This is a genomic window from Halomonas sp. BC04 (assembly GCF_000568385.1).
Window position 1 is genome coordinate 1 of the sequence record NZ_AZQX01000133.1, and the last position, 26,514, is coordinate 26,514.

Here is a 26,514-nt window from a genome sequence, read left to right on the forward strand (position 1 = left end):
ATCATCGCCTGATCACACTCGATAATCAGCGAGTGATCGGCAAGGAATACCACATTCAGAACGTCAACAGTTATATCAGCCGATTGAAGGGCTGGATGGGGCGCTTTCATGGGGTGGGGACAGCGTACTTGCCGAATTACCTGGCATGGCGGCGGTTGTTTGAAACGGCGAAGCCAGCCGAGGAGTCGTGGCTACGCGCGGCGATAGGCGCCGACCAACAACAGATACCAACATAGCCCATTTTATACAGTATTCTCGACATCGTCGCTTCCAGGCAACAGGTAAGTGCTAATGAAAGTTAGCCACTAGGCTTTCCGGTGAGACTCGACAGAGCAGTGAGGCATCGGCGACCGCTGGCATGGCAACGCTCACTGTGGGCGACGTTATCTATTCTGTTGCCGCCGTCGACCCCACTGTCATCGCGGCTAGATATTGGTATCGGTCTTAGCTTTGGCGAACTCGCAGAACAGATTCTGGATGGCAACGACAGGGAGGTTCTAGGGGGTATCAGCCAGCTAAAGGGCTATGTGGCGGAAAAGGCTGTAGCCGCCCAACTGGCTGCAGCGGGCCACACCGTCAGCTTTCCTGAGGCTACCAACGAGCCCGGCTGGGACCTGCTGGTAGATGGGCAGGAGTTCCAAGTCAAATTTCATTCCACGCTAGATGGCCTGAGACAACACTTCGCGCGCTACGACTTTCCGTTCATCACGAATACCGAACTGGCCGGCCAGATTCCCGCAGTGTGGGCCGACAAGGTCTTTTTCGTTGATGGACTGAGCAACGAGCTGGTGGATCAGGTGACCCGTGAATCCCTGGGTGCCGGCGCAGAGATTCTCAACCCCAGTGTGATCAGCATTGCTGGCTCGATCAGCGCCGCTAGAGGCCTGCTAGCCTATCGTCGAGGTCAGTTGACCGGAAAGCAGGCTCTGGAGCAGATTCTGCTGGATGGCATGGTGCGCATGGGCTTAGCGGGCAGTGGCAGCGTGGTTGGGGCCAGCGTGGGCCTAATGATGTTTGGACCTGCTGGCGCCTGGGTGTTTGGCGCAGGTACGCCGGTGCTGTCGCAGATGCTGACCGCCAGGGTAACCGAAGTACTGCGCAAGCAGATCAAGGGAAAAGCTCATAGTTACTGGGAGGCCCAGGCCCATCTTGAGTTGGCCGCCCTGCAGTCACAGGTACTGGGGGCGTTGATCCACAAGCAGGATCAGTTGCAGAAAAAGCTGGCAGAGATACCAGACAACCTGGCTGGTGATTATCTGCGTTGGCGCCTGCAAGACGACTATTGCTTCTCCCAAGAGTGCCATCAGCGCTTGCTGCGCCTCGACTCTGTCACCCGCCCTCAGCCAGAACAGCGCTTGGCCGATACGTTACGCGTAATGACCGTGTGTGGCGTTCACCCCGCGATCTATCAGTCTGAGCTGCATGCCGTGACTGATAGGCTCAAAGAGCGTCCCGGACTGACCGGCCTGCTCGAACAGCAACGTTTGGAGCAGGCCGCTACCCAAGCGCGCGGTTTGGCCGAACAGCTTTGGCAGACGGCCAGCGAGAAGGCTCAGGAGCGAGGTTGGAAGGATAAGGCGAACGCACTGGCGGCCCGACGCTGGAAAAAGAGGAGGGGAAAGCGCGATGACAAGTTGTGATGACCCAACAGAGCGCTAAGCCTCGCCCAGCTTCTCCCGAATGGCTTGCGCAAGTATTGAGCAAGCGGCCTCTGGCTTGTGGTTACTAATGTCAACTACAAGGTTGGCACGAACCTGGAGCTCATCCAGCACGCATTGACGAAAGCCAAAACCCAAGGTCTCCATATCCTCACCGGTGGCGCCACGGAAATGAAGACGCTGCCGACGCTCTGGTTCGTCTAGGAGCAGCAAGACAGTCAAATCAGGCTGAGTTAAGATTTGAGTTAGCTGACCCAGGTCTTCTGTCATTCCACGTGCCTTTGCGTAGGCCAGCGTCGACGCCCAGTAACGATCCATGAATACCCAGCTTCCGCGCTCTGACAGGCTGCGTGCCTGCTTTCCCTGGCTGGAAACACTGGCCGCATAGAACAGTGCTTTGGCCAATTCATCATCGGTAAAGGCTTCCAGCACGGTCTGTCGGCAATCGCGCAACGCGGGACCTGGCGTACACATGGCGTGACCAGAAAAACGCTCTGCCAGCAGACGGACTAGTGTTGATTTTCCAACGCCATCCAACCCCTCAATTGCAATAAAGCCTCCCATTTCAACTTTCCTCCAGCGCCAGAGCGATGCGGGCCATCTCGGCATTATCCGCTTTGGAAAAACTATTGCTTTCTACCACGACAGGAATACGCTGATCGAGGCTTTCCCTAAACCCGTAGCGCTCTTTCTGCTCGTAGAGCGGCGTGCCGCGAAGCAGCATCAAGGGCCAGGCCCGCACACGCGGAACTTGCTGCTGGAGGCACCAGTCAATGCTAGCTTGGAAACTAGCGAGGGTCTGATTGGGCAGTCCATAGATTAAGGAAACCTCGAAGTCTATCTGGCGCTCATGCAGTTCCTGGATCTTCTTCCCAACGATCTGCATGTTGTTGGGCCGGTCGATAGCGCGATACTCGGCCTCTATGGTGGTCTGCAGACCAAACTCCAGCGTCACATCAAGCCCTTCGAGCGCAGCCAGAAATTCGGGTTTACAGGTCTCGAAGCGACACTGCAGCGATAGCTTGGCATCAACGCCAGCAGCCTTGATGCTGTTCAGGACATCGACGGCACGTGCTGGATTGGTGTGAAAAACCGGATCCAGCACCGAGATGCGCTCTACCCCTGCAGCGGCAAACATTGCCAGCTCCCGTTCCAGACGCCGTGCGTCGAACCTCTGATGCTTAAGCCGATTGCCCGGCTCGCGGTGCTGACAGAAGGCACACCTGAAGGGACAGCCCCTCTGGGTCTCCCAGCGAATGCTGGTTCGTGGCTGGACCGTCCCCTGCAGGTACGGTGAAGGCAGGGCCAGCAAATCGTGATCTGCCTTGCGGCCCAAATCAGAGGAACCAGCGACATGGATGCCACAATCTTCGGGCAATTCCCTATGGCTATTGCCACCATCCCCATTTCCCCCTGACCACGAACGAAATAGTCCGCTTCTGGGTATATGGATTCTAAATGTCCTTTTCCCATGTAGGAGATCTGCGGCCCGCCGAGAACGATTCTTGCACCGGTGCCTTTGATCTGATGGATCAGAATCTGGACCTCTTGGTCGTTCCATACATAGGTGCCGAAACCGACCAGGCACCCGGGACCAGCCTCGGCAATCGCCTGGAGCAACTCGTGGAGCACATGATCTAGGGAGAATCCGGGGCTGTTGACTTGTGCGTCGATGATTCGGCATGGCACCTGATTGGCCTGCAGGGCCGCGGCAATCGAGCCGATACCAAGGCCGGTCTTGCCGTCCTGCGGCCGTCGCCAGTCCAGCGACACCAAAATGACCGGGTTCATGGCATCATCTCCTGCCGAGCATGCCGGTATTCCTCGGCGTGGCCTCGCAGGCGATGGCGTACATCGCGACGGAAGTTCTGGAAGGCTCGCCGGTCACTCGGTGTGAAGGGCACGATGACCATCCCGCTGTCATCGGGCGCGTAAAGCTTGTAGTGCCGTCCTTTGGAATAAGTCCAGCCAAGTCGAATCAGATCTTGCACGAGCTGATTGATATCCTTGTCCCTGCTGAAATGCATGGTGGTTCCTCCGTTGCGGTGTCTTGCTCGAAAGATGCAACAGAGGGGGAGTCGAAGCCCGACAGGTGACCGAAAAAAAAATCCAAAAGTGGCCGATCAGCGCGTGGCGCATTCGGGCAGGAGCATCAGCAAGTACTCGACGACCGCATGGCGCTGGTAGGAAACGGCAACCCACAGCGCATTCTTCTCGCTCAGGGGCGAGTCTTCCTCCAGCGAGGCCCAGGGGTCGCCACCCGCCTCGATCATGGCCTTGAGTACCTCCAGGTCGCCGATTTGGGCGGCAAACAGCGTGGGAGTCCAAGCCCCCTGGCTTCCATTGAAATCAGCATAGCGGCAATTCGGATCGGCACGGTTTGCTAGCAGCGTCATTACCACCTGCCGGCGCGCAGCGACAGGTCGATTGTAGTACTGCCTAATCGCTTCCAAGCCGTTCCTTTTCCACGGCTCGTCAAATTTTGCCATCCTCGTTTGACGCAGGACTGACAACTCACAGTCTAGAATGGCACCACCCTTGGCATCGAAGGCGTCCGCCGGAACACGCCCCTCCCGATAGGCGCTTCGTTGGCCAGGATCGCTGACATGGATGCTGTCATGCAACAACGCCATGGCATAAGCCAGGGCACTGGGAGACGTGAAGCATGGTTGTTCGACTTTCCCGCCCAGAGCGATCAGCCGGTCTGCAACGTCGGCATCGGCCATTTCGAGTGCAATCTTCAGCGGTGTTTCCCGCTTGGTGGAGACCGGGCGATTGACCGTGTCCGAGCTGACATCCAGTGTCAGCAGATACTGCAGGATACCTGGATCCTTGTGGTGGTAGGCACGGTGCAGCGCCAAGATCAGGGCATTCTCACCGGACTCGGGAATGGACACGTTCGGGTCGCCACCGGCCTGCACCGCTTTTCGGACGTCTTCGAGAGAGCCTTGCTTGACCGCATCCATCAGTGGTGTATAGCGGTCTCTCCCTTCGGCATGGGTACGTTTGCGGTTCGGATTGGCGAGATCTCTTGATGTCAGGGAAAAAGGCGTGCCAATCACCTCGAATCGCATGGTGGGTGGAATGCGCTGTTTGGCCTTCTGTGACGGGAACAATCTTTCGAACTCGAATGAAAGACGCCGCATCGCTTGCTTATCCAGTTCGCACTTAGGTGGGCGGTTCAGTCCGAGCAGAAAGCATTTGTCCCAGTAATGCTTGGCTCGCACCTTGTCGTCCACGCCGACTGCATGGCACAACGCCTCGTGGAGAATGGGGCGCTGATTAGGGCCAGCTCGCCACCAGGCCTGCCTGCAGGCCTCTTCATATAGCTCAAGTGCTCTCTTTTCCTCACCGAGATTGGCTTTCAGGCGTGCCGAGTGCCAGGACCATAGGTAGTGAAAGGCCGCACGATGAATCGAGCTGCCACGCTCATAGAGTTTACGGAACCAGTCGAGTCGCTCACGGATCCGCTGCTCGTTGCTCGAGACATCGCCGAACAGCTGATCGAGCTCGGCCAGCATGGGGGCTACCTGAACATGCAAGGCCAGGCTGCTGCGGTCGGCTGCCTCTCGCTTCAACTGCTCTCGGGCCTGCTGTTCGCTTTTCAGTTGATTCGAATCTTGCCTATCGTAGTCACGCTTGATGCTGTCGCGCAGGTCCACCGGCAAGGATTGAAGCGCTACCACCATAGCCAGCCAGCCGGTGAGTCGCTCTGCCTGTGTCGCTGACAGGCTGCTGCCGACAAACATATGCTGTGTCGTGGTGCGGTAAGGCCACAGTCCTTTGCGTACAGAGCTTCCTTGTTGCCAGCGCTTCAGCGTGCTCTCGTCAATCTCCCGAGTGTTGGCGAGCCGGTCCAGCAGCTGCATTTTTGACACGTCGCTCTGGCTCTCCGCTGCTTTTAGCCAGGCGGCGAAGGGTGCTTCCCACAAGGTTCTCATATCAAGGAGAGGGACTTCATGGCTGGCTCGGCGAATGAAGCCGGACAACTCGGGAATTACTACCAAACGCAGCAACACTTCCTTGGCTTGGGCAGAAATCATACCGGTGGTATCGGTGTCGCGAGCAAAGGATCGTAAGATATCGATGTGGCGCTGCCACGCCGAGTCAACCAGACGGTACCACTCAGCCCCGCAATCCTCGCGAATAGCCTGCAGCCACATGTCCCGACACTTCTGCAGCAGGTCAAAATTGCTTCCCTGACGCTTCTCGAGGGCTAGGTCGTCCAGATCCTTATCGAACCCTTTCTCCACGAAGTAGGGGCGATAGCCAGAGGTACTGATCAGGGCGCGTATAACTTCACTGGGCGTTTGAAGAATTATTCGGTTAGACATGGCTTTGTTTTCTCGGCTTATTATAACGATAACATCTCACAAGAAAATTGCTTTTGCACCTGTCCTTTGGTCCATGTTTATAATCAGTAGAGCCAATATCTACGCTCGTTTCGACTACTGTCATAGCCAAGGATGTTCCAATCAGGGAGCACAGTGAGATAAATAAAAAAATATGTATACAGAATGCCGGCACCATCCCATAGGGACGGCACCGGCTTTATGTGAGGATGTAAACTTAAAGATACCCGAGTTCCGCAAACGACTCACATCTCTCGCTACCGACCACGATGTGATCGATAACACGGATCTCCACCAGGTCCAGTGTTTCCTTCAGTCGCTGGGTGATGCGCCGGTCGGCGTCACTGGGCTCGGGATCACCGCTTGGGTGATTATGGACCAGAATGACAGACGCGGAATTATTGGCCAGTGCCTTCTTGACCACCTCTCGCGGGTAGACGCTCGCCGAGTCAATGGTGCCACGGAACAGCTCTTCAAATTTGATGACCCGGTGCTGACTGTCGAGGAAGATGGCACTGAAGACCTCATGCTCATAGTCTTGGAGCAGCACCTGAAGGTACTCGAAGGCCAGCGCCGGCTGGGTGATCTTGCGTCCTTTGGCCAGGCGTCGGCGGGCAAAGGCCTGGGCGATGCTCAACAGCTCCGCTTCGGTTATGGGGGCAGTGATATCGTAGGTGCCGGCGATTTCGCCGGCACTCAGCTTGCGATGGTTCTTGGTGTCTCTCCTCAGGCGGCCATGACCATGGCCATGCGACGCTCCAGTTCCTCGTAGAACGCCTCCACGCGCTCAGCGATGGTGCGAATCATTCCCTCGTCCCGGTAGGCACGCTTCACGAACAGCGGCATACCGGGCCAGTAGCTGACGAAATCGATCCACTCCCGCTCGCTGACCCACAGGCCACCCTGGCACTGGGCTACGTGCTCCTGGGGCAGCTCACCGTCCAGCAGCAGTTCGATCTGGTACTTGGGTAGCTTGGTCTTGATCTCGGCGAGACCGTTGCTGTCCACCAGGCAGTCTGGCGAGTAGCCCACCCCGTGGTTGAGGATGATGCCGACCTGCTCCAGCCGTGGTAGGCCGGCGGCCTCCTGGTAGAGCTCTCGCGCCACCGGTTCCAGCTGGTGCCCGCGCTGGGTGTGGGCATTCCCCTGGAAGGCCTCCAAGGGCTCACCGGTGATGCGCTCACCGATCAGTTGATGCATGTAGCTGATGGCGCCGGTACCGGAGCCTCCTGGCCCCTTGCCCTTGACCAGCAGGGTCTTCAGCTCGGACATGGTGACGATGCCCAGACGGGCGGCATGCCACTCGGGCGTGCCCTGTTCCAGTGTCAGGATCTGCATGACGATCTCCTTGTGACATGACGGCATAGCGGCGAGGGAGGCCCCCTCGCCGGTGACTCAGTGACGGTGATGGATGGAGGCCCGCTTCTGCAAAGAAGCGCGTAACTTGTCGAAATCACAGCGGGGGACCCGCTCGACCTCGCCGTACTTGCCGACGAACCACTCTTGAGTAGTGACGGGGCAGGCGGTGATCAGCTGCTTGAGCTGAGCCGCCTGGAATGCTGTGACCACCTTCCTCGGTGGCGCGGCGCCCTGGCCGTTGTCGTCCTGCCCCCGGGTGGTGATGTTGAGCAGCGCGCACAGCACGTAGCGTTTGCCATAGCTGGTGGAGGAGCCAAACGCCTGCACGGCGTTCTTGTTGCCGCTGACATCGGCCGGCAGCAGCATGCTGGTCTCTTCCCGATGCCCTTCCTGGTGCATCAGCACACCGGTGACCTGAATACCCCGCTCCTGGGTCTGGATACGGAAGCTCACCGCGAAGCCGTGTCGCTGCATGATGGGCCGCACGGTGTCGACGATATCCTCCAGGGTGGCGTAGGCACCGTTGTTGCCCTGGCCACGCTCGGTAATGCTTGGCAGTTCCGTCTGCATGGCCGCCATGGCGGCGCTGTAGGCCATCAGTGCCTGGCGGTCGAGCACGCGCTCCTGCATCTGCAGCAGGCGCTCCATCTTGTCGATATCGACATCAGGATTGAGTGCCGCACGTTCGATCACCTGGATGATCGCGGTGCTCTCCTGGAGGGGTTGGGCAACCGGCACCTGGCCGGCGGATTTGGCGTGCTTGGGGTGAATAGGCGTTGCCATGGAATTCTCCTTAGCGGTAGCGGTTGATGACTTCGTGAAGCTGGTCGACAGGGACCGGCTCCAGTGACACGACCACGCGATAGACCTGGCCCTCGGCCATCACGTGGGTTAGGGCTTCTGTTTCACCGGCCCCCAGCAGCTGGCGGGTCAGCAGAGTCAGGGCGCGGCAGATCTCGAATGTCATGGGCGGTTGCATTGGCACCTCCGAAAACAGAAACGCCCGGCCTTGAATGGGCCGGGCGCTATGACGTGATGAGGATGTGGAGTCGATAGGGGATGGAATGCACAGAACGGCTGACGACGATCAGGCCACCAGGGCCATGGCGGATTCCAGGGCCTTGTCCTTGAGGCTCGCCCCCTGGCCGAACCAGGCAGAGTCCATGCGGTAGTCGTTGCTGCGTGCCCGCTTCTCGTGATCGACGTACTCGGTGATGGCGTTGAGAAGGCCCCAGGCGGTGCCTTGAGCGGTGCATAGCTGAGAGCCCCGTCCTTCACCGTGATAAAGCTTCTGGACCCGATTGAGCGCTCGGTAGTTGGGCAGCTTGGAGGGATCGTCCAGCGGCGCCTCGGCATTGCAGATCACCGACTGGAAGTACGTCGCCACTTCCTCCTGGCTGACCTTGCGCTCGGCCAGGGTCTTGATGCGATACATGAAGTCATCCCACTGGGCGACCGAGATGCCCAGCTGCTGCTTGACCAGTTGAGGACGAAACTCGGTGCTGTGCGGCACCTTCACGCCTTGTGTCATGCCGTCCACGGCGATGGTCAGGGTGTTGTTGCACACCACCCGTACCGAGGTGGGTGTCGCCACCGTCGCCAGCGAGCCGTCACAGGACGTGGCCAGCAGCAGATAGGCGTTGACCTGATCCTGCCCCTTCAAGGCCGTGCCCAGCCCGCTGCGAGCCAGGGCCCAGAACTTGCGCCCGCCCTTGAGCACACCTGCTGTCTCCAGCTCATAGCCGGCGTACTCGGTCAGATCCCGGTAGAACTCCAGCACCTCCTCGGGCTGGACCACCTTGTAGCGCTGCGAGACCACCGACAGCGGGGCCTTGGTATCCGAGCGATGAAGCACCTTCTGCTCCGGGAAGGAGTGGATGCTGCCGAGGTGCCCCGCACCATCGGCGATAAAGCGCACCGGGGATTCCTCGATGTGCCAGTCCATACCGGCCTGCTGCCGCCAGACCTCCAAGGGTTGATGACGCGACAGCTGCTGTCCCAGGCCGTGCCAAGGGGTGTCGCCGACGTAAGCCATTTGTTCGATCAGATGTGCCATGAGAAATCTCCTCAACGGAAAAAAGCCGGCAGAGTGCCGGCGAGTAGATAGGTGCGAGAAACAGGATCACTTCAAAATACGGAAGGCGTGCCCACAGCCCAGACACAGCCAGGGCGTACCCTCACCGGGTGGAAACAGGCTCTGGATCATCTGCTTACCGGCGGTGGCGCCCGCGATTCCGCCCGTCGTGGCAGCCACTACCGCAGTAGCGACTCGACTGAGAGGGAACTGGGCTGATGACACCAGTAAGCGACCGGGTGAGTAGAGCGACGCATAGGCGCCCTTGAGAGAGCCAGCCAGTGCACCGGCGGTGGTGCCAGCTTGCGGGCGGTCTCAAGGCTAATGACGCGCTGCGAGGCACAGCGTGAGCAGGGTGGGGGCATAGCAGGTCTCCTGTACCGATGAAAAAGCCCCGGGGAGGGCTCAGCTCACAGGAGTGATATAGATCTGAAATAAATTCTACTGGCGAGCGTCATGTTATGAACGACTGTGGCCAGAGCGTCTGGCTTGCAATTATCTAGCTGAATAAATTGAAATTGTTTTTTAAAGCAAAACATCTTCTTCCAGAGAACAACGAACCCTTATCAGCGTTGTCGCACGGGGCTTTGCTTCTCCTGCTGGCTTTATTTCAATCCTGATATTTGCTCGGTAAGTAGTAGTATACATCAGCTAATGTAGGGATCGCGTGTCAGGGAGGAGGCCCCAAGCCTCCGACCGATCCATGTCGCAATAGCAAGTCATAACCGGCAAAGACCCTGCACTATCCAGAGCAGTAGCACCTCTCCGCTAGATATCGCTTCACCGACGTACTTGCCATCATACGTTCCATATCGCCCGCTTGGGCAAGTCCTTCCAATTGCTTCGGACGATGGCCGCGGAAACACGCGAGGTCTCGTCGTGATGTGAACTTCCCTTCCCGCTTTAGAAAACGATACCGCTTACACATACGGGCCACGACTCCATCGTCGTGGGCTTGACCGTGGGCACGTGTCGGGAGATAGACAGCATGAATATAACCACTACCGTAGGACAGCGCCTCCGTAAACGCCTCCCGGGCAACCCCGCTCTTCGCCTCTGGCATGAACCAAGTTATTGCGGCATGGCGGTACAAACGGCATCTGGCCCCTTGATCGAAAATTATCTAGAAACGACCCATCGTGTGTTGAGCCTGGCACTAGACGCCCACAGTAAGATTCTGGCCGTGCCTGTTCTCCTGTGTTATCCCAAAACCATGCCGCCGGGTAAGCTACTTCCCAACAACCTCGCCATCAGCCGTTTCCTGTATCTCTTGAACTGGGAGATGGACCTGATTAATACCGCCCATGCGCCCGACATGCGCGATCTCTGGTGCCGTGAACAGGTTACCAGCGATAAGCCCCACTATCACGCCTTGCTGTTCTTCAACGGCAATGCACTACAACGCCTCGGGTCGCTAAATGCCTTTTCGAAAGGCAGTATCGAGGCTTATGGTAGCGACTGCCTGTATCATCGTATTGTTCGTGCCTGGGCCTGGGCGATAGGTTGGCCGTTAGAGCAGATGCAAGGGTTGGTGGATGTCGCCGCAGATACCATCACCGACGAACTCTATGTGTATCATTTCCACCGTGACGATCATAACGCGATCCAACAGGTGTTCTATGCGGCCAGTTACATGTGCAAGGCATATTCTAAACCCATTGGCGACGGGGTACACTGCTTCGAGGGGAGTCGGAGATAGCGATCGATAACATCTCACATGTGGGCGTTTTGTTCTTATCCCTCTGCAAGGTGAACTTCAAGCCAATCAAGTCTGACGGTCTGATATGCATGTCTTCTCACTTGAAGGATTCGGGGGTCTTGGAGTGCGGAAACAGACCCCCTGTGAACTATCGAGACTTGCGAGTATTAAAGCAATAAGGAGGTAGCGTCCTGCGGTGGGCGGTTCGGCTCAGAAAAGATCAGTGTGAGGTTCAGGTTGGGTGGCGGTCATCGCTTAGGGTCGAGACCCTTGGGTCTTTGGGACGAAGCCCGCCTGCTAGGATCCGGGGCAGCGCAGCCTGATGTCCCGCTGTGAGCATGTTGCGCGTCAACTGAGGGTTTTGGGTCAGAATAAATTTAGACGAAAGTATTACCCTAGATCTCGCTGCTCTCCCAAGCCTTGGCGTGGCATCTGGTCGGAGAAGAGCGTCGCTGGGCCGATGCACAGTCAAATTACCTTGCAATAATGCGAACTTTTGCATTATTGCATCGAGGAAACAGCCAGCAGTAATTCTAAATTACATTTTGAAAGCACGTGCCGTGGAAAAAGTCCAGAATAAACATGTTGCGGGAGGCACCTGCCTTCACCTCAGGTCATCCATTGACTCGCAGGTTATTCAGCGGACACAATATTCATTGTGGTTAACTGAGCGCACTGATTAAAAAGGAATATAGATGACGGGTCTTAGAACTATTGGCTATCGATTGAGAAAGCTGATGGATGAGCACGGCATCAGCGAGAACGAACTAGCCAAACGTTCAGGCGTGCCACAGCCCAGCATCCACCGCATCGTCAACGACAAAATAAAGTCGCCAAAATACGAGAATGTGACGAAGTTGGCACGGGCCTTGGGGGTATCTCCTGAGTATCTGATGCATGGAGAACCAAGTACTGACGACACAGGTAGTGATGGTCCTGCCCAGGGAGAAGCTTTACACACCTTGGCAAGTGTATCCCTCGGTAAATCTTTAGCAGTCGGGCCTCCATGACCTCCTTTCCGTGGTCAGCTGTCGGGCCTATTGGTGGAACCGTTATCAGTGCGTTAAAAGCTCTGAAAGGGAGAAATCTCCCGACACCACCACCCGTCTATCTCTACCCAGAGATCTCCTGGCTCGAAGCAAAACAGTTGGAAAAGCTGAAAGACTCGGCTTTCATTTCAAAAAAAACCTATGCGTATTCAGGGCTTGAAGCGACCGGACATGGCTTCTGGCTTTCCATGAAGGGTGATGCCATGTCAGCACCGATTGGCCTTGTGCCGACGCTGCCTGAAGGCACCAAAGTTTTATTTGACACTGGTGCGCGCATCAAGCCCGGGAAGCTAGTGCTGACCTTGCTACCAGATAACGACACCCTGACATGTCGACTGCTGGTTGAGGAAGCAGGCGATCGCTTCCTGAAGCCACTCAACCCAGCCTATCCCCTGACGCCCTTTACATCCAAAACACTGCTCGTTGCTTCCGCCTTGGAGTCAAGATTTATTCTTTAAATTCAATCATATAAATTTTTTTGCATGAGAAATAGAAGTCAGTTGCCGCGGCAATTCACAAAGAATTGTTGAAAAGCTATTCACTATGAATTAGCTTGTGTGGTGAGCGTCATCCACGTTCACCACATCGCCTCGGACAAAGGAGCGGCAACATGCAGACCTACACACCAAGCGGACTCAGCGTAACGCAATCTCTAACCATGCTGTTCGAGAAAAACCAGCGTCCCTCGGCGCTTCCTTCAACGTGCGCGGCGTACCACCTCAGCCCACACGGCACGTTATTCGCCGACATCATTCAAGCTACCACCGAAGAGAGCCGAGCCCCTCAACTTCTCTGTATCCAGGCAGCTCTCGGGGTGGGAGCCTTTGCCTTGCAAGACAAGGTGGTGGTCGAAAGGCCCAACGATGGCAAGTCAATACCCGTCTCGCTCCTCGTGATCGGAATTGCCAAGTCTGGCGAACGCAAGTCCAGCGTGATGGAGGCGTTCATGGGGCCTGTCACTTCGTTCCTGGCTGCCCAGGAAGACAAGCATCTTCAGCCACGACAGCGTTACCTCGAGGAGGTGGAAATTTGGGAGAAAACACGCAGACGGTTAGTCAGCGCTTGCGCTGAAGCTCAAGCCCACAGCCTAGTTGACAGTGAGAAAAACTGTCACGCTAACAAGCAAAAACGTCCTCTCACCCTTCAACAAGCTGAAAAAGCACTGAATTTACATTTAGAAAGGAAGCCTTCACCACCTGCATCGGCTGGTGTCGGGGTCCTGAGCGACGCCACTCCCCAGGCAATTCCCAAATTTATTAAAGAGAGAGGGCTCCGTAGCCTTGGTATCATCACACCAGAAGGTGAGGAGATCTTGACCAATGGAATAAAGCATAAAAGCTCGATTCTCAATAAAGGCTATAGCGGCGAAGCCACTCAACGGTATCGCGTCGGCGAAGGCGATCAAAGCTACGACGTGCCCATCACGACGTGCATTTTCGTGCAGCCAGACGTCGCCCACCAAGCCTTTGGAGCGCCAGGCGCAAAGATGCGAGGCACGGGGATGAACGCCCGTGCGCTAATGGCTTTTCCAGCCTCAACGCAAGGTTTTCGTGCGTTATCACCGCCTGCCGATACCAGTTCAGGAACAATACTATCAGACATGCCTTCGATATCGAACCGCTCCTCCTTGGACATACCCCTCATCAACAGGAAATACCGCCGGTGGATTTCGAAACAACTCAACCGTTCACGTTGCTATTCCGAAATCAAGAAAGTGAAGCTAAAACTCATCAGAGAAGCCCAAGTACTCTGGTATCAGGCATATAACGAGTGCGAGGCTGAGATGCGGCCTGGCGGTCGGTACGAGCATTTTACTGATCTTGCCAGTAAGTTCCCCGATCAATGGCTGCGGGTGGCTGGCGTAATCCATGGTTATAACCACGAATTCAGCGACGATATTTCCGTGGATACCTTGAGAGTGGCCTTCAGCATCGTTAACGCTTTCTCCGTTGAGTTCGAGCGACTGTTTGCGCCGATTAAGGAGGAGGACAAGCAGCTATTCACGCTGGAAAAATATTTGCGCGGTAAGCGTCAGCAGCAGTTCCGCTACTTGCCTAAAAAGGTCATTACGGCTAATGGCCCACTGCGGCCTGTCAGTCGTTTGGATGTTGCTCTTCATACTCTATCTCAGCGTGGTGAAATCGGAGTTTTGACATATCCCCGTTATAACCAGAGAGGACATGCGACACGTCCGATTACCATCATTGATCTGTACCCACATCACCGCCATGACGAATGGTGTCTGCAGCAGGCGATAAATATGACGTACCAGCTCCAGAGCATCTGACGTGACTTTTCAAGACATATTGAAAGCGTGCTTTAACCTCTCATACAGACAAGAAAGTTTTTCTCATGAATATTTCCAATTACCTAGGGGAAGGTAGATAATGAAAACTCAGGCGACTGTAATATCACCCAATTACCGAGGTGCCGCGGGGAGCGCCATGCCGTCGCGGGATGATCGGTGCATAACAATACTTCGGGTTAAGGACGTTATCGCCAAGACAGGGCTTTCACGATCCACGATCTACAACAAGATTGACCCTAAATCAAAGGCACATGATCCATTGTTTCCCAAGCAAGTGAGGTTGAGCAGCCGTGCAGTTGGATGGTTCGAGTCTGAGGTTGATTTGTGGCTCATGAGCCAGGCAAACCTTCGGCACTAATAGAAATCAGGAGCTTGCCAGGGAAACCGTAGCAAACTGCCAACTCGCCCAAGATGTCCGCTCGTAGCCAAAGGGTCGACAGGAGCATACTCCGATCAGTAAAAGTATTGGCTCATCCAAGCAGGTATGATGCCTGAAACGGGGGACGCAAGGAGCTAGCCTTGTGAACCGTACCGGCTTTTTCGGAGACCTGTCGATATAGGCTGCTAGGAGATTGAGTTGGTTGGGAGCAGCACTCAAGGAGAACTATGGTCTTGCGATTCCAGCGCCGCATCACCCTCGCGCCGGGGCTGCGGCTGAGCCGCAGCAAGCGTGATCTTGCCCTGTCGGTGGGGCCGTGGGGCGTGGCCTTGGTGTCGGCCCCGTGGGGTGCATGGTCACGCCGGCCTTCCCGGCACCGGGCTGGCTTACCGCCAACAGTTCAATGCCAGCAATGGAGATCATCGGGGTGCTACCTCGGCGGCATCATCAGGCAGCAGCGCTGCGTCAGTCCTGGAGGCGCTGCTGGTCGAAGGCGCTTCCTTGCCGGTGCACTTGGAGGTTCGCGACAGCGGTCAGATCGATTACTTCCACGCTGATGGTCTCCGGATGAGCGATGCTGAGTCGCGCGTGCTGCGCCGCCATGCGGAAGGCTCTCTCCGAGCAACTGGAGGCACACTGCCAGCGGTTGCACGACGATCTTGTGCGGTTGGGGACGCTGCATGAGCAGACGCCCCATCCCGATGACAGCGGCTATGTGCCCCAGGGCTTTGAGGAGCCGCCGTCGTCACCGCCGGTGCCCATTACCCTTGCCTGGTGGCAGCGGTTCTGGCCGGCGGCCATACAGCGGGTCAAGCAGGAGAACGCCCAGCGGCAAGTGACATTCGACGAGCTCTATCGCCAGTGGGAGTGGCGCAAGACTGAGCATGACGCCCCTGAGTTTTCGCGTCAGCAGCGGGAAGAGGAGGGCGTCTGGAACGACCTGGATGCCATGGAGCAGACCCTGCGCGAGCGGCTGGAAGAGATCGAGTGGCCGCGAGAGACGACGATTGATTTTGATCTCGGATTTGACGAGCGCACGATCGCTGTGGATATCGAGCTACCGGCTGAGGAGGAAATGCCTGACCGCGAGTGGAGCATGCCCGCAAAGCGGTTGGAGCTCACGCCGAAAAGGCTGAGTGCCACACGGCAGCGCAAACTGTATCGCGACCACGTGCATGGCATCGCCTTTCGGGTCTTGGGTGCAGTCTTTGCCCGGCTGCCCGCCGTGCAGGAGGCCCGCGTCTCCGGCTACCGCTCGATCACCGATTCCGTGACAGGTGGCGAGCGAATCAATACCTCAAAAGCGTCAAGGTCACCCGTGCGCAGTGGAGCAAGGTCCTCTTCAATCAGCTGCAGCAAGTCGATTTAGTAGCGGCCATGGAGGCCTTCACCCTAAGGCGCGACATGACCAAAACAGGGATCTTCCGCGACATCCATCCGTTCAAACTGGTGTAGTAAAAACTGGGAAGGTGCGAAACAGGTGCACAAACGTCCATTTGCTGGTTCTCATCGCAAATCTGGAACCCTATGATCCGCCAATGGGGCGTCGGAAGGTTGTTGACCAGACTCATTCGAAAGACGTAGGCGCATAGTTGGTTTGACTCTAGTCGAGCTGTGTTAACTACTGTTACGATACCACCTATCACTTTCTGTTAGGTTGTGCTCGGTCAGGCACAGCGACGCTAGGAGCCGCAGGTGCCCAATGCAGCTAAGCACAAGCAGACCCACCAGTATGGGGCGCTATCGTCGCTATCCACATCGCAGCGAGAGCGGCTAGCCCACATCGACTTTACCCTGATGTTCAAGGGCGAGGCCGGGCGCGGCGATCTGATCGACCGTTTTTCCATTGCGCCGACCCAGGCCACCAAGGACTTCGCCCTCTACCATGAGCTGGCTTCGGCCAACATCGTCTACGACAAGTCCAAGCGTCTCCATCTGCGGGCATGCCCTTTATCCCGCTGTTCAATTATGACACTGCTCGGACCCTGGCCACCCTGTGTCAAGGTTATGGCGATGGCTTCCTGGGTACGTTGCCCACCTCGGTGCGCTGTGAGATGCCCCTTCAGCTCAATCAGCCAGATCTAGCCATCGTCGCGGCGGTCAGCGAGGCCATGCACAAAGGCTGTGCACTGGGGATTCGCTACGTCTCGCTCTCCAGTGGAGAGACTGAGCACGAGATCGTCCCTCATACTCTGGTCGATAACGGCCTGCGCTGGCACGTGCGGGCGTTCGACCGTCATTCTGATGAATTCCGTGACTTTGTGCTGACGCGCCTGCTTGCCACCTCTGTACTTGAACAGAACCTCGCCCAGGAGCATGAGGGCCTGCTGCACGACCGGCAGTGGAATCGCTTTGTCGACCTCGAGCTGATCCCTCATCCCTGTATTGACCACCCCCAGGCCATCGAACTCGATTACGCCATGCAGGAAGGGCGCCTGAGGGTAGAGCTGCGAGCGGCTCTGGCCGGCTACCTGCTGCGGCGCTGGAACGTTGATTGCTCCCCAAATCACGCCATGCAGGGTCCGGAGTATCAGCTGGCTCTAGCCAACGCGCAGGCACTGTATGGGGTGAGTAACCTGCAGTTGGCCCCTGGTTACGAGTCGGAATAACGCGCCATAGTGCGGAGGGAACTGCATGCTCAAGCTCGAAGACATCAAGCAGGACGCTCAGGTTCGTGGCATCAAGCCCGATGAGGTCGTGAAAGTAGTTGCCGTGGTGCCGGTCGGCACCGATGCGTTGACCATCTACTTCAAGGACGCTCAAGGCAGTATCCACGAACAGATGGTGTTCCGCAGCGACGAGGCCAACCTATCGCTGGCACAGGCCGGCCGCCCCTGGGCGTTCGATGCGCCGGGTGCCGACTTCAAGCTCGGCCTGGAGGCCTACCGCATCAGCCAGGCGGCACTGTTCGATCCCATGATGGCAGTGCACACATCCAACGTGGAGCCATTGCCCCACCAGATTTCTGCTGTCTATGAGGCCATGCTCCCCCGTCAGCCACTGCGTTTCGTCCTGGCCGACGACCCCGGTGCGGGTAAGACGATCATGGCCGGCCTGCTGATCCGCGAGCTTTTGATGCGTGCCGATGCCAAGCGCATCCTGATCGTCTCGCCCGGCGGGCTGACCGACCAGTGGCAGGACGAGTTGCTGGAGAAGTTCGGCGTTCAGTTCGAGATTTTTAGCCGCGAGAAGCAGGAGCAGTGCGCCTCTGGCAACTACTTCGACGAGCAGAACCAATTGATCTGTCGGTTGGATCAGCTCTCGCGCAACGAGCAGCTGCAGGAGAAACTGAAGAACACCGAGTGGGACCTGATCATCGTTGATGAGGCCCACAAGCTCTCGGCCAACTACTTCGGTAACAAGGTCAATAAGACCAAGCGCTTCCTGTTGGGAGAGCTGCTTGGCTCGATTACACGTCACTTCCTGCTAATGACCGCCACGCCCCATAACGGCAAGGAAGAGGATTTCCAGATCTGGCTGTCGCTGATCGACAGCGACCGATTCTATGGCAAGTTTCGAGAAGGCGCCCATAAGGTCGATGTTTCCGACATGATGCGGCGCATGGTCAAGGAAGAGCTGCTGAAGTTCGACGGTACCCCGCTGTTTCCTGAGCGCCGTGCCTACACAGCCAACTACGACCTCTCTGACGCCGAAGCATCGCTCTATGAGCAGGTCACCGACTACGTGCGCAACGAGATGAACCGCGCCGATGCGCTGTCGGGTAAGCGCAAGGGCACCGTCGGTTTTGCACTGACCCAGCTTCAGCGTCGGTTGGCCTCCAGTCCCGAAGCGATCTACCAATCGCTTAAGCGACGTCGTCGCAAGCTGGAAGACCGGCTCAACGAGATGAAGCTGATGGCACGCGGCCAGGCGCTCCGTGACGGCCAGATCGCGTCGACGCTTGGAAGCTATGTGATCCAGAAGCAGATTGAGTTGCCGGAGGACATCGATGAGCTGGACGAAGAACTCAGCGCCGAAGAGTACGAGCTCTACGCCGAGCAGGTAGTAGACCAGGCCACCGCCGCCGAAACCGTGCCGGAGTTGGAGGCCGAGATCGTCATCCTCAAGGATCTGGAGGAGCAGGCCTCACGCCTGGTCGCTTCCGGCAGCGATCGCAAGTGGGAGGAGCTCTCCCACCTGCTACAGGATAGCCCGCAGATGGTGACCGAGTCCGGCAGCCGTCGGAAGATGATCATCTTTACCGAGCACAAGGACACCTTGAACTACCTGGTGGACCGCATTCGCAGTCTGCTTGGCCGCCCGGAGGCGGTGATCACTATCCACGGCGGCACTAACCGCGACGACCGGCGCAAGGCTCAGGAACAGTTCCGCAACAGCCCCGACGTAATCATCCTGGTGGCCACCGACGCCGCCGGCGAAGGCGTCAACCTTCAGAACGCCAATCTCATGGTCAACTACGACCTACCCTGGAATCCCAACCGCTTGGAGCAGCGCTTCGGCCGCATCCACCGGATTGGCCAGACGGAGGTCTGTCACCTGTGGAACCTGGTGGCCAACGAAACCCGCGAAGGCGCAGTGTTCCAGAAGCTGTTCGAGAAGATGGAGGTCGAGAAAAGCGCCCTGGGGGGCAAGGTCTTCGACATCCTCGGTGAGGCCTTCGAGAACACCTCCCTCAAGGACCTACTGGTGGAGGCGATCCGATATGGGGAATCCCCTGAGGTCAAGGCTCGACTGGAGCAAGTGATCGACGGTGCGTTAGATACTGGCCATCTACGCGAGATCATCCGCCGTAATGCCTGGTGGAGCAGCACATGGGGTTGGAGGAGCTCTATGCGGTGAAGGAAGAAATGGAGAGGGCCGAGGCGCGCAAGCTGCAGCCCTACTTCATCCGCGCCTTCTTCATGGAAGCCTTCCAGACACTGCGTGGCGAGATGCGCCCACGCGAACCGGGTCGCTTCGAGGTTCGCCATGTGCCGGCTGCGATTCGCGAGCGCGACCGAGTGGTTGGCGAGACACGCACGCCGGTACTCAGAAAGTACGAGCGTATATGTTTCGAGAAGGAGCACGTGCGCCTGCCCGGCAAGTCCATGGCCGACCTAATCCACCCCATGCACCCGCTGATGCATGCCACCACTGATCTGGTACTGCAGGCGCACCGCAGCAAGCTTAAGCAGGGCGCAGTCTTAGTGGACCCCAGCGACGACAGCACTGATCCCAAGGTTCTATTCATGATCGACCACTCGGTGCGCGAGTCTCATAACGAGGCCGGCGCTAAGCCCCATGTGGCATCGCGGCGGCTACAGTTCGTGGAGATCGACGAGGACGGTAATGCCACTCACGCCGGTTGGGCGCCTCACCTGGATATGCAGCCCATCGACGAACATGACCTCGCACTGGTGCATGATGTGCTCAAGGCGCCGTGGATCACCAACGACCTAGAGGCTCTGGCATTGAATCATGCAGTACAGGCGCTGGTGCCCGAGCACTATCAGGAGGTGAAGGGGCGTCGTGAGCGCCAGGCCGATAAAGTGCTCAATGCCGTCAATGAGCGACTGGTGAAGGAGATCAACTACTGGTCCGACCGCTACATCAAGCTCACCGATGACATGAAGGCCGGTAAGCAGCCGCGAATGCAACCGGAGATGGCGAGGCGGCGTGTCGATGAACTGACCGAGCGCCTCAACCAGCGCCGACGCGAGCTCAACGCCATGAAGCAGGTGGTCTCCAGCACGCCGGTGGTCATCGGTGGGGCACTGTTGATCCCCCAAGGCCTGCTGGCTCATCGCAAAGGCGAGACCCAGTTTAGCGTCGATGCCCAGGCCCGCGCTCGCATCGAGCAGTTGGCTATGCAGGCAGTGATGGACGCCGAGCGTGCCATGGGCCACCAGGTGTTCGATGTCTCTGCTCAAAAATGCGGCTGGGACGTGACCGCCCGCCCACCGGCCAACGCGGACGGATCGATCCTGCCTGACCGTCACATCGAGGTGAAGGGCCGCGCCAAGGGCCAGAGCACCATCACCGTCTCACGCAACGAGATTATCTACGGCCTCAACCAGGCCGACAAATTCTGGCTGGCCATCGTCATCGTGGAGGGCGAGAGCGTCGAAGGACCGTTTTACGTACAGAGGCCCTTCACCAGCGAGCCCGACTTCGGCGTGGCCAGCATCAACTATGACCTGGGTGAGCTGCTCTCGAAGGCAGCCCGCTCAAAAGAGACAGTTTGAGACTATCGGTGGAAATTTTCCTTTTCGAGGGGGTCGGGCATGACAGATGAAGAAATATTTGACAGCCTTTGCCAGAATGCAATCGATTTTCTCAATCGTGCTCTTGATGAGCTGGAGGCGCAGCCAAAATATGCGCTTATAGACTTTGCAGCTGCGGTCGAACTGGTTTTCAAGGCTCGCCTTGTGCTAATTGGTTCAATGTGGGTGGCTGTCGAGCCTACTGAAGCCACTCCTCAGAAGTTTGAGCAGGGTAAGCTGCGCACAGTTGGTCTAGAGTTGGCGAGAAAGAGGATAGAATCTCTCACTGATGAATCCATTGATTCTTCAGCTTTCAAAGTCTTTCAAGCGGTAGCTCGACATAGAAATCGCGTGGTGCATTTCTTTCACTTGGGGCTAAATAAAAAGAGCCAGCGTGAAGCGGTGGCTGGGGAGATCTATGTAGCTTGGTACTACTTATACAAACTTCTCGAAGGGCCGTGGAGCAAGCATTTTTCACGTTACTCAAAAAGAATTTTTGATTACGGCACTAGATTGCAATCAATCACGCCATTCTTTGATGCAGTGTACCAGCGCTTGGTTAAAAACACACCAAAAGCAAGAAGCTATCAGAAATGTCCCGTGTGTAATTATCAGTCTTTGGATTCTCAGACTGACGACCGATACCAGTCTGCGATTTGCCATGTCTGTGGGTACGTTGAGCCCTCGCACAAGGCAATTCAGCAAGGCGAAGAAGATTTTGTTGCGAGCTGTGCTGCCTGCGATGGATATCAGACTGTGCTGGCGACAGGGTTTGGATTTAAATGCACGGAATGTGGAGAGAGCTTTTCAGAATGTAAAAGTTGCGAGTACTGTAATGAACACTGGGCAGGTGTTAGTGATCCTGACTATGGCGACTACCTGAGTGGCTGTAATTATTGCGATGGCGCGCTTTCAAGAATGATGGATGACTGACTATGCATATCAAATCCCCCAAGAAGCTGATCGAAGTGGCGCTTCCGCTGGATGACATCAACGTTGCGTCAGCCCGCGAGAAGTCGATTCGCCACGGCCACCCCAGCACTCTGCACCTATGGTGGGCGAGGCGACCGCTGGCGGCAGCACGGGCGGTCCTGTTTGCTCAGCTTGTCAACGACCCCGGCTACCAGCGTGAGTTGGGCTACGGCGTTAACAAGCAAGAAGCCGAGCTCAAGCGCGAGAAGCTCTTCGATATCATCCGTGACCTGGTGAAGTGGGAGAACACCAATAACGAGGAGGTGCTGAACCGCGCCCGTGATGCGATCTGGGAGAGCTGGAGGGAGACCTGCCACCTGAATCGAAACCACCCTCAGGCGGCGGACCTCTTCAACCCCGAGAAACTGCCAGCGTTTCATGATCCTTCGCCGGCGGTGGCGCTATCCCGCTCGAAGCCCAAAGGCTGGGGCTGGAGAGTTACGCCTCGGACCTCAACCCCGTGGCGGTAATGATCAACAAGGCGATGATCGAGATTCCGCCCAAGTTTGCCGGCCAGCCGCCTGTTGGCCCAATTCCAGAGGGCGAGAAGCAGCAAAAGATGCATGAAGACTGGTCGGGCGCCAAGGGCCTGGCCGAAGATGTGCGTCGCTACGGTCACTGGATGCGTGAGGAGGCCTTCAAGCGAATTGGTCACCTTTATCCCAAGGTCAAGATTACTTCGGATATGGTCGCTGAGCGGCCGGATCTTAAGCAATATGAAGGTGAAGAGCTGACTGTGATCGCATGGCTTTGGGCCAGAACAGTAAAAAGCCCTAACCCAGCCTACAGTCATGTTGATGTTCCCTTAGTTCGCTCCTTTGTAGTGTCAAGCAAAAAGGGCAAAGAGACCTGGGTTGAACCGGTGGTCGATGGAGATGGCTATCACTTCGAGGTGCGCTTGGGTAAGCAGCCTGCTGATGCCGCAACAGGGACTGTTGAGCGCACAGGCGGGACTTGCATCATGTCGCAGACGGCGATGCCCTTTAAATATATTCGTGCCGAAGGTAAGGCGGGGCGATTGGGGCTTCGCTTAATGGCATTGGTGGCTGAAGGCAGGCGTGGTAGGGTGTATCTGTCTCCCACGGAGGAGATGATTACGGCAGCCAACTCAGCTAAGCCAACATGGAAGCCAGAGCATTCTCTTCCAGTTAACCCTAGGGACTTCAAAACACCGAATTATGGCTTAAGCTCCTTTGGCGATCTATTCACCCCTCGACAACTGGTGGCCCTGACCACTTTCTCTGACCTAGTGCAGGAAGCCCGAGAAAAGGCCATTGCCGATGCTAAATCCGCCAGCCTGCCAGATAATTGTAGAGGCCTGGCGCAAGGTGGCTCAGGAGCGACGGCTTATGGAGATGCAGTAGCGGTCTACCTCGGTTTTTCAGTAAGTAAGCTTTCAGATGCTCAAACTAGCTTATGCCGATGGAAGCCTACTATGGATCAGTCTATAGCTACCTTTGGCAGGCAGGCATTGCCCATGGTTTGGGATTTTTCAGAGGCTAATGCCTTCTGCGGTAAGGCTGGTGATATTTTAACATCTCTCAAGAATATGATGAGAGTTCTTGATGGTTTTTCGCACCTTGGCCAGGGTATAGCAAGCCAAGCTGATGCAGCCTCTCAGGATGTGTCTTACGGGAAGGTTGTGTCAACAGATCCGCCTTACTACGATAATATTGGCTATGCTGATCTTTCTGACTTTTTCTATGTCTGGATGCGCCGCTCATTTCGGAATATTTATCCGGATTTGTTCGGGACTATGGCTGTTCCTAAAGCAGAAGAGCTGGTGGCGACACCTTACCGCCATGGCAGCAAAGAAAAAGCTGAAACCTTTTTTATGGATGGCATGACTCGTGCTATCCATAATTTGGCAGTCCAAGCTCACCCGGCTTTTCCTGTCTCCATCTACTACGCCTTCAAGCAATCAGAAACCAAAGAAGGTAGTACCACTAGCACCGGCTGGGTGACCTTCCTAGAAGCAGTGATCCAGGCAGGGTTTTCCATCGATGGCACCTGGCCGATGCGAACGGAAATGGGCAATAGGATGATTGGCTCAGGGACAAATGCTCTAGCTTCCTCTATCGTGCTTGTCTGCCGCAAACGCGAAACTAACGCCGAGTCTATCTCACGCCGCAACTTCCAGCGTCAGCTGCGCGAAGAAATGCCCGAGGCCCTGGAAACCATGATCGGTGGCGAAACAGGTCAGGCGCCTATCGCACCGGTGGATCTAGCGCAGTCAGCTATCGGGCCCGGAATGGCGATCTACTCTAAGTATGAGGCGGTGTTGAATCAGGACGGCTCAAAGATGAGCGTTCACGATGCCTTGGTGCTGATCAACCGCGCCATTACCGAATTCCTGAGCCCCGATTCCGGCAACTTCGATGCCGATACCCAATTCTGTGCCAGCTGGTTCGACCAGTACGCATGGAGTGCAGGGCCCTTCGGTGAGGCGCAGGTGCTGGCCCAAGCCAAGGGCACCACGGTGGATGGCGTCAAGGAAGCCGGCGTGGTCGAGTCTGGTTCGGGCAAGGTTCGCTTGCTGAAGTGGGGCGAGTATCAGTCCGAGTGGGACCCCACTACCGACAAGCGTACCCCGGTGTGGGAGCTTGCCACCAGATGATCCGACGCCTGCAGAACCATGGCGAGTCCGCCGCCGGTGAGCTGCTGGCCAAGATGCCGGAGAAGGGCGAAGCAATCCGCCAGCTCTCCTACCACCTCTACACACTCTGCGAGCGCAAGAAATGGGCGGAGGAAGCGCGTGCCTATAATGAGTTGATTGGCTCCTGGCATGCCATTGTGGCGGCGTCCCATGAGACGGGGCATGCCAATGAGCAGGTAGGGTTGGAGCTCTAATGTCCGAGCAAACGCAAATCTTCCTGGCACGTATTGCCCAGTTGGAGAAGCTTGCAGCCCGTGAGGCGCGACGGGAAGAGTCGCTTGGGTTGATGGCCAATGTGCGAATCGCGAAGGAGCGCAATGCGATCTTTCGACGCAATGCTAGTGACATCGAATTGCTGGCCAAGCTTCGCAATGTATTGGTGCATGAGCGTGACGCACGTTTCGGGCCGCGCTATCTGGCCGAGCCGCTGCCAGAGCTGGTGGCACAGCTGGATAACATCATTCAGCAGATCGAGAAGCCGGCCCTTGTGGCCCAGCACTTCCAGGTGGAAGTCCACGAATTTAAGCCAGATGACTCCATGGTAGAGGTGCTCCGCTTCCTCGCGGCTCAGGAGTATTCTCAGACATTTGTAAGGGTCGAGGGTGGGCTGAAGATCCTGACTGCTAACACCATACAGCGCTGGCTAGGCCACAACGCCACGGATGAGTTGATCGAGTGCACCGTGCCGGTCAGCCAGGTGCTGGAATACCAAGAGAAGACTGATGAGTTGCTGTTTGCGCCTCGTGCAACCACCCTGGTAGCGGCTCTGGATGCTTTCAATGGCGAAAACTACCCACACTTAGCCGCCCTGGTTATTACCGAGCATGGGCGAGAGAATGAGAGGCCCTTGGCCCTACTGACTCCGTCAGATCTCGGGCGTGTCACCCAGATACTGGAAGGAAAAGCGCAATGCTAAAGTCCCTGGAGCTACAGCAATTTACCCTGTTCCCCGAGGCCAGGCTGAGCTTCGCACCAGGGTTGAATGTCATCGTGGGAGAAAATGGCACCGGCAAGTCACATCTACTCAAGGTGGCCTACAGTGCTATTGCTAATGCCTTCGAACAGTCCAATGAGCCGAGCGTGGCCGATCCCACCAAGGCGCTGCTGCAGAAGAGCATCGCCGACAAGTTGATCAAGGTATTTCGTCCAGAGTCGCTGGGCCGGTTGGCAAGCCGTCGCCAGGGGGGGCATACCTGCAAGGTGGCTGTCTCCTTTGAGCAGGCAGCGCTCAATACGGCCTTCAGTTTCAGCACTCGCTCCCAGACCGAGGTCAAGATCGAGCAGCTGTCCAGCGCCTGGCAGGAGAAGGCCCCGGTCTTTATGCCCACGCGGGAGCTACTGAGCCAATATCACTGGCTGCTGCCGCTCTACGAAAGCCGCCATGTGGACATCGAAGAGCATCACATCGACCTCTGCAAGCTATTGGGTGCGCCGGCCATCAAGGGCGCACGGGAAAAGGCGGTGGCCGATCTGGTAGCCCCGTTGGAAGAGGCTATGGGCGGCAAGGTGGTGTTGGACAAGAATGGGCGCTTCTACCTGAAGATTGCCGGTCAGGGCAATCTGGAGATGCCGCTGGTGGCCGAAGGCCTGCGCAAGCTGGCGATGCTCGCTCGTTTGATAACCACCGGTTCGCTACTCGACAAGGGCTATCTGTTCTGGGATGAGCCCGAGGCCAACCTCAATCCCAAGCTGATCAAATTGGTAGCCGGGCTGCCTTCGCGCTCAGCCAGCAGGGCATTCAGGTGGTGATCGCGACTCACTCGCTGTTCCTGCTCAAGGAGCTGGAGCTGCTGGCTCGTGATGTC

At 56.8% G+C, this 26,514-nt stretch carries 26 protein-coding genes and 2 pseudogenes; 18 read left to right on the forward strand and 10 right to left on the reverse strand.

Going from position 1 to position 26,514, the window contains the following annotated elements:
• Together Q427_RS09280 and Q427_RS09285 are read left to right on the forward strand one after the other, a co-directional pair.
• Positions 1–236: pseudogene (locus Q427_RS09280) on the forward strand (IS1595 family transposase); the annotation flags it as partial.
• A 159-nt stretch (positions 237–395) separates the two neighbouring features.
• Positions 396–1,640 carry a hypothetical protein gene (locus Q427_RS09285; RefSeq protein WP_043513240.1) on the forward strand — a complete coding sequence of 415 codons (1,245 nt, stop codon included), beginning with the start codon at positions 396–398 and terminating at the stop codon, positions 1,638–1,640.
• A gap of 15 nt (positions 1,641–1,655) precedes the next feature.
• Here the strand turns inward: Q427_RS09285 and Q427_RS09290 are convergent, their stop codons facing one another.
• The 10 genes and pseudogenes from Q427_RS09290 to Q427_RS09335 all read right to left on the reverse strand — a co-directional run bounded on the left by Q427_RS09290 (position 1,656) and on the right by Q427_RS09335 (position 9,425).
• Entirely contained in the window at positions 1,656–2,222 is a 567-nt protein-coding gene (locus tag Q427_RS09290) for a dTMP kinase (RefSeq protein WP_051496252.1), read from the reverse strand.
• Between the two features lies 1 nt (position 2,223).
• Positions 2,224–3,036, reverse strand: a complete 813-nt coding sequence (locus Q427_RS33700) for a B12-binding domain-containing radical SAM protein (RefSeq protein ID WP_269321215.1) — start codon at positions 3,034–3,036, stop codon at positions 2,224–2,226.
• A gap of 23 nt (positions 3,037–3,059) precedes the next feature.
• A pseudogene (locus tag Q427_RS33705) lies at positions 3,060–3,449 on the reverse strand (cobalamin-dependent protein); the annotation flags it as partial.
• A complete protein-coding gene (locus Q427_RS09305; RefSeq protein ID WP_051496253.1) occupies positions 3,446–3,685 on the reverse strand; it encodes a hypothetical protein in 240 nt (79 codons plus the stop codon). The pseudogene Q427_RS33705 and the gene Q427_RS09305, both read right to left, overlap by 4 nt.
• 96 nt (positions 3,686–3,781) lie before the next feature.
• Complete coding sequence (locus tag Q427_RS09310; RefSeq protein ID WP_043513245.1) at positions 3,782–5,992, reverse strand: ankyrin repeat domain-containing protein; 2,211 nt, start codon at positions 5,990–5,992, stop codon at positions 3,782–3,784.
• Between the two features lie 235 nt (positions 5,993–6,227).
• Entirely contained in the window at positions 6,228–6,647 is a 420-nt protein-coding gene (gene radC / locus Q427_RS09315; RefSeq protein ID WP_442905470.1) for a RadC family protein, read from the reverse strand.
• A gap of 89 nt (positions 6,648–6,736) precedes the next feature.
• Positions 6,737–7,348, reverse strand: coding sequence for a lambda exonuclease family protein (locus tag Q427_RS09320; RefSeq protein WP_043513249.1), 612 nt, complete (start codon positions 7,346–7,348; stop codon positions 6,737–6,739).
• A 57-nt stretch (positions 7,349–7,405) separates the two neighbouring features.
• A complete protein-coding gene (locus Q427_RS09325; protein ID WP_051496254.1) occupies positions 7,406–8,152 on the reverse strand; it encodes an ERF family protein in 747 nt (248 codons plus the stop codon).
• 10 nt (positions 8,153–8,162) lie between these two features.
• A complete protein-coding gene (locus Q427_RS09330) occupies positions 8,163–8,348 on the reverse strand; it encodes a hypothetical protein (protein ID WP_043513251.1) in 186 nt (61 codons plus the stop codon).
• Between the two features lie 108 nt (positions 8,349–8,456).
• Positions 8,457–9,425, reverse strand: a complete 969-nt coding sequence (locus Q427_RS09335) for a DUF932 domain-containing protein (protein ID WP_043513253.1) — start codon at positions 9,423–9,425, stop codon at positions 8,457–8,459.
• A gap of 1,006 nt (positions 9,426–10,431) precedes the next feature.
• On the opposite strand from Q427_RS09335, the gene Q427_RS09340 reads away from it, so the two are divergent.
• From Q427_RS09340 to Q427_RS09375, 16 genes are all read left to right on the forward strand, one after another.
• Positions 10,432–11,142 (forward strand): YagK/YfjJ domain-containing protein, encoded by a 711-nt coding sequence (locus tag Q427_RS09340; RefSeq protein WP_081785911.1) that lies wholly within the window; start codon positions 10,432–10,434, stop codon positions 11,140–11,142.
• Positions 11,143–11,837: 695 nt separating this feature from the next.
• A complete protein-coding gene (locus tag Q427_RS29955; protein WP_081785912.1) occupies positions 11,838–12,152 on the forward strand; it encodes a helix-turn-helix domain-containing protein in 315 nt (104 codons plus the stop codon).
• A complete protein-coding gene (locus Q427_RS29960; protein WP_081785913.1) occupies positions 12,149–12,649 on the forward strand; it encodes a S24 family peptidase in 501 nt (166 codons plus the stop codon). Before Q427_RS29955 ends, Q427_RS29960 begins: the two co-directional genes overlap by 4 nt.
• A 152-nt stretch (positions 12,650–12,801) precedes the next feature.
• A complete protein-coding gene (locus Q427_RS09345; RefSeq protein ID WP_043513259.1) occupies positions 12,802–14,478 on the forward strand; it encodes a DUF3987 domain-containing protein in 1,677 nt (558 codons plus the stop codon).
• A gap of 157 nt (positions 14,479–14,635) precedes the next feature.
• The gene (locus tag Q427_RS29965) at positions 14,636–14,857 is read left to right on the forward strand and encodes a helix-turn-helix transcriptional regulator (RefSeq protein WP_081785914.1); all 222 of its coding nucleotides are present in this window, start codon (positions 14,636–14,638) and stop codon (positions 14,855–14,857) included.
• Between the two features lie 595 nt (positions 14,858–15,452).
• Complete coding sequence (locus Q427_RS33710) at positions 15,453–16,247, forward strand: hypothetical protein (protein WP_231613578.1); 795 nt, start codon at positions 15,453–15,455, stop codon at positions 16,245–16,247.
• Positions 16,248–16,573: 326 nt separating this feature from the next.
• Positions 16,574–16,963, forward strand: a complete 390-nt coding sequence (locus tag Q427_RS36780) for a hypothetical protein (protein ID WP_442905471.1) — start codon at positions 16,574–16,576, stop codon at positions 16,961–16,963.
• Positions 16,933–17,487, forward strand: a complete 555-nt coding sequence (locus Q427_RS36785) for a WYL domain-containing protein (protein ID WP_442905472.1) — start codon at positions 16,933–16,935, stop codon at positions 17,485–17,487. The genes Q427_RS36780 and Q427_RS36785 overlap by 31 nt, the downstream gene beginning before the upstream one ends.
• Before the next feature lie 25 nt (positions 17,488–17,512).
• Complete coding sequence (locus tag Q427_RS32130) at positions 17,513–19,678, forward strand: DEAD/DEAH box helicase (protein WP_197030565.1); 2,166 nt, start codon at positions 17,513–17,515, stop codon at positions 19,676–19,678.
• Positions 19,651–21,063: a DUF3883 domain-containing protein gene (locus Q427_RS32135; RefSeq protein WP_197030566.1), complete on the forward strand. Its 1,413-nt coding sequence runs from the start codon at positions 19,651–19,653 to the stop codon at positions 21,061–21,063. Before Q427_RS32130 ends, Q427_RS32135 begins: the two co-directional genes overlap by 28 nt.
• A gap of 39 nt (positions 21,064–21,102) precedes the next feature.
• Complete coding sequence (locus Q427_RS31150) at positions 21,103–22,014, forward strand: hypothetical protein (RefSeq protein ID WP_155833505.1); 912 nt, start codon at positions 21,103–21,105, stop codon at positions 22,012–22,014.
• Positions 22,015–22,016: 2 nt separating this feature from the next.
• The gene (locus Q427_RS32140; RefSeq protein ID WP_197030567.1) at positions 22,017–22,523 is read left to right on the forward strand and encodes a DUF1156 domain-containing protein; all 507 of its coding nucleotides are present in this window, start codon (positions 22,017–22,019) and stop codon (positions 22,521–22,523) included.
• On the forward strand, positions 22,523–24,670 hold the full coding sequence (locus Q427_RS09365) for a DUF1156 domain-containing protein (protein WP_197030568.1): 2,148 nt from the start codon (positions 22,523–22,525) through the stop codon (positions 24,668–24,670). Before Q427_RS32140 ends, Q427_RS09365 begins: the two co-directional genes overlap by 1 nt.
• Positions 24,667–24,903: a hypothetical protein gene (locus tag Q427_RS32145; RefSeq protein ID WP_197030569.1), complete on the forward strand. Its 237-nt coding sequence runs from the start codon at positions 24,667–24,669 to the stop codon at positions 24,901–24,903. The genes Q427_RS09365 and Q427_RS32145 overlap by 4 nt, the downstream gene beginning before the upstream one ends.
• Positions 24,903–25,625: a hypothetical protein gene (locus Q427_RS09370; protein ID WP_043513263.1), complete on the forward strand. Its 723-nt coding sequence runs from the start codon at positions 24,903–24,905 to the stop codon at positions 25,623–25,625. Before Q427_RS32145 ends, Q427_RS09370 begins: the two co-directional genes overlap by 1 nt.
• A complete protein-coding gene (locus tag Q427_RS09375; protein WP_197030570.1) occupies positions 25,619–26,458 on the forward strand; it encodes an AAA family ATPase in 840 nt (279 codons plus the stop codon). The genes Q427_RS09370 and Q427_RS09375 overlap by 7 nt, the downstream gene beginning before the upstream one ends.
• The last annotated feature ends 56 nt before the right edge of the window (positions 26,459–26,514 follow it).